Consider the following 6,205-nt stretch of genomic DNA (forward strand, 5'->3'; position numbering starts at 1 on the left):
TCTATATAGAAATTAACAACGACTTGTACATTTTGTTGTTGGACAAATACTTACTGTAGCTGCAATAGTAGCCTCAACGATTGTTGGTGTTGCTGGCGTTGTTTCTGGATTTACATCTCCCGCTCCCGCTACTTTCTTTAATTCATTTTCATCAATTGAACCGATTAATTCTTTTGTATCAAACTCTTGATTTCGTAATTTAGCTAATTTTTCATTCTTTGACATATTGAACATCCTCTCTTTTTTTAATTTATTATTAACAACGGCTTGTACATTTTGTTGTTGGACAAATACTTACTGTAGCTGCAATAGTAGCCTCAACGATTGTTGGTGTTGCTGGCGTTGTTTCTGGATTTACATCTCCCGCTCCCGCTACTTTCTTTAATTCATTTTCATCAATTGAACCGATTAATTCTTTTGTATCAAACTCTTGATTTCGTAATTTAGCTAATTTTTCATTCTTTGACATATTGAACATCCTCTCTTTTTTTAATTTATTATTAACAACGGCTTGTACATTTTGTTGTTGGACAAATACTTACTGTAGCTGCAATAGTAGCCTCAACGATTGTTGGTGTTGCTGGCGTTGTTTCTGGATTTACATCTCCCGCCCCCGCTACTTTCTTTAATTCATTTTCATCAATTGAACCGATTAATTCTTTTGTATCAAACTCTTGATTTCGTAATTTAGCTAATTTTTCATTCTTTGACATATTGAACATCCTCTCTTTTTTTAATTTATTATTAACAACGGCTTGTACATTTTGTTGTTGGACAAATACTTACTGTAGCTGCAATAGTAGCCTCAACGATTGTTGGTGTTGCTGGCGTTGTTTCTGGATTTACATCTCCCGCCCCCGCTACTTTCTTTAATTCATTTTCATCAATTGAACCGATTAATTCTTTTGTATCAAACTCTTGATTTCGTAATTTAGCTAATTTTTCATTCTTTGACATATTGAACATCCTCTCTTTTTTTAATTTATTATTAACAACGGCTTGTACATTTTGTTGTTGGACAAATACTTACTGTAGCTGCAATAGTAGCCTCAACGATTGTTGGTGTTGCTGGCGTTGTTTCTGGATTTACATCTCCCGCTCCCGCTACTTTCTTTAATTCATTTTCATCGATTGAGCCGATTAATTCTTTTGTATCAAACTCTTGATTTCGTAATTTAGCTAATTTTTCATTTTTTGACATATTGAACATCCTCTCTTTTTTTAATTCATTTTCATCTACTGATCCAATTAATTCTTTTGTATCAAATTCTTGATTTCGTAATTTATTTAGTTTTTCATTTTTTGACATACTTAACTTCTTCTCTTTTTTAGCTATTGATTAGCATTATAAGCATCTCGCTGTACAACTTGGTGTCGGGCAAAGGTGTTTAGTAAAATCAGGATTTGTAAGTATTGGTGTCGCTGGTGTTGTTTCTGGATTTACATCCCCAGCACCCGCTATTTTTTTTAATTCATTTTCATCTACTGATCCAATTAATTCTTTTATATCAAACTCTTGATTTCGTAATTTGTTTAATTTTTCATTTTTTGACATAACAACCACCTTTTTTGAATATTCTCAAAATAAATATTATAATACTTCAAATTTCATTAACAAAGATTGGTGACAGGTTTAGATGTTATAGAAGGTAATTTATGTTTCCTTCTATCTCCAGCATCACCAACCTTTTTTATTCCTTTAATATAAAGCTGTCTGTTTAATCCATTGTAAGACTATTAAAGGCATCATTATTTTCTTGAAATCAAATGATAACTGAATTTGATCTTCTAACTCTCCATGTATGTGTAATTGCTTTTGTAAGGCTAACATACACTCTGTAGTTTGGTCCTGTAACCTTGGATACATAAATTCTTTTGAATGATGAATGCTTGTACTTTGGTTTATCATATACCCAATAGCTATGGGCCCTTTTTTTTCACCTATTCCTGCTTTAAATTCTTGAATATTGATGGCTTTTAAATGAATAAAATAATCATTATGAAAATCTATTGCATAAGCACCTGGGGTAGAGATACCAGTTACAATATTCGGTTGGAAAACAAATAGAATAGGTACCAAAGCTGTAAATGTTTGATTGTGAAATGCTTCATATAAAATTTGTGCTAAGGTATCAATATGAATAAAAGGTTGAGCTAGACTAATCGATTCTTTTTGGAATACTTGTTTATTCAATAGTTGTTTGTAAACATGATATGGCAATACGTCTTGTTCATTCGAAAAGTCTTGTAAATGTTGATTATTTTCCCTACCAAGATCCAAATGATAATTTATATTGTTTATCATATCTATAGAATTTTTTGTCTCTAGCATCAGATTAACTACCTCCTTGCTGTCTAACTTTCTGTACCTAAAATATACGTGTTAATTTATGTTAATAACAATTAGTAAAATTCAGTTAAAAATATCTAAAATTATTGTTGTTTTTTTCTATATTATTTTACATGTTTTGTAATTCTAGAAAGTTCCTATAGGATTTAAACTTGTACAAGTAAAAATATGGCTATCGTTGAACATAAAGTTAGCTGATTAATTGAGTTTCAGACAAAGTTAATATAATAAATAAACAGGTGGAATTTACTTTCCACCTGTTTATTATCTATGTATTGTTTTATAAAGGATATGTATTTAAAGGATATCTTGAATATCGAGGGCTTAATTACTCTATATCTGGTATCACATCACCGTAAAAAGTTGGAATATCTTCGATACTAGTTTGTGCAGCTACATTTTGTGTAGTATCTGTATTAGTTAGATTTTCAGATAAAGAAATACCGGATAACATAATAGCTGTAGTAAGAATGACATAAATTTTTTTGATTTTCATAATTCCAACCTCCGTTAGTAGTTGCTTTGTTAATTTAAATACTAATGGATGTCCTTTGTTAAACGGAATTAGTAAAAATTTCCGATTTGTAATTCACTTTTTTTATCAAAATAAGTTACCTATTTAACCAATTTTATTTGTAATTTATCTCCTGAAAAATTAACCTTGTACAAATAAAAATATTACTATCGTCAAACATAAAGTTAACTAATTAATTAAGTTTCAGACAAAGTTAATATAATAAATAAACAGGTGGAATTTACTTTCCACCTGTTTATTATCTATGTATTGTTTTATAAAGGATATGTATTTAAAGGATATCTTGAATATCAAGGGCTTAATTACTCTATATCTGGTATCACATCACCGTAAAAAGTTGGAATATCTTCGATACTAGTTTGTGCAGCTACATTTTGTGTAGTATCTGTATTAGTTAGATTTTCAGATAAAGAAATACCGGATAACATAATAGCTGTAGTAAGAATGACATAAATTTTTTTGATTTTCATAATTCCAACCTCCGTTAGTAGTTGCTTTGTTAATTTAAATACTAATGGATGTCCTTTGTTAAACGGAATTAGTAAAAATTTCCGATTTGTAATTCACTTTTTTTATCAAAATAAGTTACTTATTTAACCAATTTTATTTGTAATTTACCTTATAGTAAATTACCTTAATCCAATATCTACTATTACTATAGAATCACATAGAGGGGATATTGCGGATATCATTACCAAAATTCTTAATTAATATCCCTCTATCTATGTATTTTTAGTTTGTTTTAATTCGTTGAATTTTCAATTGACATTTTCAGATATTTTGCCGACATTTTATAAGCACGATTATCAAAAAAATAGTCCCCTAGTTCATGAGCCAGTTCACTTACTAAAGGATATTGTTTCTTTTCTAAACCCATTTCAATTGCTTTTTGCAAATGTTTTTCATATCCATAATCATCTCCTCTTAATTTAGATATCTTCCCCTTCAATCCATATAATTGAACATGGGCGTAAGGTACATCAAAAATTGATAAAAAATCAAATGCTTCATCCATAAATTTATTAACAGTTTTCCAATCCTTAAATTCTATATGAATCTCTATTAAGCTTCGTAATGTGTATACCTTTTGATGTTTTTGTTGGAGAAACTCACTTAATTGCAAACATTCTTCATAGTACTTAATAGCATTAGTATAGTCTTTTAAACCTTGATAAATTTTCCCGTAATTATACGCGATTATAGGTGAATACATGGAATTATTATTATCTTCCAATCCGCTTTCTGCTTGCTGTAAGCATTCGAGGGCTTTGTCATATAATGCATCTAAATCATACAGTATCGTAAGCATTAACAAAGTATCTATTACTCTATTTTTTACATTGAATTTCAAAAATATTTTGTAAGCTTTCCGTGCATACAAACGACTAATACTTTTATCTTTATACAGCTCTTTATTTACATGACACAGATTATAATATATATTAGCGTGTTGTATGGTTTCTTCCAGACCAAGTAAACTCTCTACCTTTACATAAATTTCATGTGCAGCCATATAGTCCTGTTTCCTATAAAAATAATGGCCCCGAGCCATTAAATAATATATTAAATCTTCGTTGTATTGAGAATCTATTTGATTTGGAATGACTTGCGAAGCCTGATTTACAATTGGTTCTACATGTGAAAAATTATTATTTCGGGAATGATAGTATATTAAAACACCATAAGCCTTTAATAATAAAAGAATAGAGTCTATATCACGAACATACAGTTCTAAAGAAGATAAGTCTTTTTCACTTATGATTTTATCTTTTTTATACTTATTACATATTCCAAGTAGCATAGGTTCCATGTCCTGATAATCTGCATCTACAAGAAAATTGTAATCAATATCTAACTTTTCAGCGACCTTTTCTAAAAAGGAAGCTGAAGGTTTGATTTGTCCATTTTCAATTCTGCTTAAATACGTTATAGAGCATATTTCTGATACTAATTCCCCTTGCGTAAATTCTTTATGTATACGGATTTGTCGAATACGTTCGCCAATATTCATATTTCCAATCCCTTCTTCTAATAACTTAATTGAATTATTTTTGAGTAATATTATATGTATGAATTACCACACTAGATACATTATTTGATGCTAAACAGGGGAATAATATTGTATATTCCCCTATACATATCAATCCAAATATGAAAAATAAGTTTAATACAATACAACTGTAACTAATTACTTTATTTATCAATACTTGTTTCAATGCAACTGAAATGTTTAACAATTATTTTATACTATTGGCTTTCCCTTTCCCCCTCTTGCATTTCTATATTATACCAATTTAATAATAATCACGCTTAAAAAAATGCATCTTTTATACCTTCAAACTTTTGAGATAAAAGCCCTCTGTCTAAAAACGATGATTACTTACAAGACCTTATATGTTGTAAAAATTTTCTCAAATACCCAAACATGTAAAACAATACATAAAAAACCATGAAAAATTCACAATTTTTTTAATTAAATTTTACTAATTGTTATTAACATAAATTAAAACATACATTATAGATATAGAAATTCGATTAGTTAAAAGAGAGTTACCCTGATGTTAGAAAAAATTTTATAAATACGATAAGCAACGTTATATTTATAAACTCTTAAAGAATCTATCACTTCAGTTTACTCGTTTATTTATATTAGTACATTGGCATAAGTTTTAATGGATATTTGTTTTATTGCTGAAACATGTTAGAAAAATACGCTGAAGGAGAATGCTATATGACGTTACAACATGGCACATATTTATTAGAAAGAAAAAATAAAAAAAATACATTTGATGAAGAGCGATATCAGAAATGGTTAAGTAAGACAGGATTAAATGAATCAGCTATTGATACTCTAATTCAGGAAAACAATATGGAGTTAGAATATTTCAAAACTGTTTTATCAAACAAAGAGAATCCTGAGTTAACTACTTCTTTAGAATGGATCGCTATTGTCAATAGATTAATAAATAATGATACCTATTACAATAAAGATATTGAATACTTAGATGGATTTGAAAACATTCCATTTTTCGCATTTTATGTTCCATTCTTTAACTATAGTTTGGAAGTAATATCAAATAAATTTAAAGGTGTACATGAAGAAAAAATGTGCTCTATTAATATAGAAAACATTACAAAAAGTATTCTATTAACTGTAGCTGATAGAATTGGCCAAATTGGATTAAAAGTATTAATAACAGAGATTAATATGGCGAGAACTGGTGATTTACTAAGTGGTGAGACTGAAAAGGAAAGATATGATAGCTTTATTAATGAATTTCTTCAAGATAAGGAGTATATCCAGAACCTATTTAATTCTT

Annotated in this window: 10 protein-coding genes and 1 pseudogene; 1 reads left to right on the plus strand and 10 read right to left on the minus strand. The window is 28.7% G+C overall.

Annotated features, from left to right (window positions below):
- Positions 1-12: 12 nt before the first annotated feature.
- From ACP6L7_RS11150 to ACP6L7_RS11195, 10 genes are all read right to left on the minus strand, one after another.
- Positions 13-225 (minus strand): class II lanthipeptide, LchA2/BrtA2 family, encoded by a 213-nt coding sequence (locus ACP6L7_RS11150; RefSeq protein ID WP_000041628.1) that lies wholly within the window; start codon positions 223-225, stop codon positions 13-15.
- A gap of 31 nt (positions 226-256) precedes the next feature.
- Positions 257-469 carry a class II lanthipeptide, LchA2/BrtA2 family gene (locus ACP6L7_RS11155; protein WP_000041628.1) on the minus strand — a complete coding sequence of 71 codons (213 nt, stop codon included), beginning with the start codon at positions 467-469 and terminating at the stop codon, positions 257-259.
- A gap of 31 nt (positions 470-500) precedes the next feature.
- Entirely contained in the window at positions 501-713 is a 213-nt protein-coding gene (locus tag ACP6L7_RS11160) for a class II lanthipeptide, LchA2/BrtA2 family (RefSeq protein WP_000041628.1), read from the minus strand.
- 31 nt (positions 714-744) lie between these two features.
- Positions 745-957, minus strand: a complete 213-nt coding sequence (locus ACP6L7_RS11165; RefSeq protein WP_000041628.1) for a class II lanthipeptide, LchA2/BrtA2 family — start codon at positions 955-957, stop codon at positions 745-747.
- A gap of 31 nt (positions 958-988) precedes the next feature.
- Complete coding sequence (locus ACP6L7_RS11170) at positions 989-1,201, minus strand: class II lanthipeptide, LchA2/BrtA2 family (RefSeq protein ID WP_000041628.1); 213 nt, start codon at positions 1,199-1,201, stop codon at positions 989-991.
- A gap of 144 nt (positions 1,202-1,345) precedes the next feature.
- Positions 1,346-1,555 (minus strand): class II lanthipeptide, LchA2/BrtA2 family, encoded by a 210-nt coding sequence (locus tag ACP6L7_RS11175; protein WP_430529224.1) that lies wholly within the window; start codon positions 1,553-1,555, stop codon positions 1,346-1,348.
- A gap of 144 nt (positions 1,556-1,699) precedes the next feature.
- Positions 1,700-2,332, minus strand: coding sequence for a hypothetical protein (locus ACP6L7_RS11180; RefSeq protein ID WP_097832123.1), 633 nt, complete (start codon positions 2,330-2,332; stop codon positions 1,700-1,702).
- Positions 2,333-2,678: 346 nt separating this feature from the next.
- Positions 2,679-2,846 (minus strand): hypothetical protein, encoded by a 168-nt coding sequence (locus ACP6L7_RS11185; RefSeq protein ID WP_170961045.1) that lies wholly within the window; start codon positions 2,844-2,846, stop codon positions 2,679-2,681.
- Positions 2,847-3,187: 341 nt separating this feature from the next.
- Positions 3,188-3,355, minus strand: coding sequence for a hypothetical protein (locus ACP6L7_RS11190; RefSeq protein WP_170961045.1), 168 nt, complete (start codon positions 3,353-3,355; stop codon positions 3,188-3,190).
- A gap of 272 nt (positions 3,356-3,627) precedes the next feature.
- Entirely contained in the window at positions 3,628-4,896 is a 1,269-nt protein-coding gene (locus tag ACP6L7_RS11195; RefSeq protein ID WP_097832124.1) for a helix-turn-helix domain-containing protein, read from the minus strand.
- A gap of 720 nt (positions 4,897-5,616) precedes the next feature.
- On the opposite strand from ACP6L7_RS11195, the pseudogene ACP6L7_RS11200 reads away from it, so the two are divergent.
- Positions 5,617-6,205 (plus strand): annotated as a pseudogene (locus tag ACP6L7_RS11200) (type 2 lanthipeptide synthetase LanM family protein); the annotation flags it as partial.

Origin of the sequence: Bacillus silvicola, from assembly GCF_050524305.1 — a bacterium.
GTDB lineage: Bacteria > Bacillota > Bacilli > Bacillales > Bacillaceae_G > Bacillus_A > Bacillus_A cereus_AT.